General features: G+C 51.8%; 1 pseudogene. It reads right to left on the reverse strand.

Features of this window, described 5'->3' with window-relative positions:
• Positions 1–281: pseudogene (locus NR177_RS23790) on the reverse strand (transposase); the annotation flags it as partial.
• Between the last annotated feature and the right edge of the window lie 90 nt (positions 282–371).

Raw genomic sequence — 371 nt, forward strand, 5'->3', positions numbered from 1 at the left:
CCTTCACTCTCAGAATTACCCTTTCTCCAGCTCGCTGCAAATTCAGACGGCGTCTGATAATTCAGCGTGGAGTGCGGGCGACATTCGTTATAATCCTGACGCCATTCGCTGATGGTTTTCCTGGCATGACTGACGTCGCTGAACCAGTGTTCATTCAGGCATTCATCGCGAAAGCGTCCGTTAAAACTCTCAATAAATCCGTTCTGCGTCGGCTTGCCGGGCTGGATAAGTCGCAGCTCCACTCCATGCTCAAAGGCCCACTGATCGAGTTCACGGGCAGAAACTCCGGCTTCAGCCTCGCGGAGAATACTGATGATCTGTTCGTCGGAAAAACGCTTCTTCATGGGGATGTCCTCATGTGGCTTATGAAG

It is taken from the genome of Pantoea sp. Fr+CA_20, from assembly GCF_024520835.1.
Taxonomy (GTDB): domain Bacteria; phylum Pseudomonadota; class Gammaproteobacteria; order Enterobacterales; family Enterobacteriaceae; genus Pantoea; species Pantoea allii.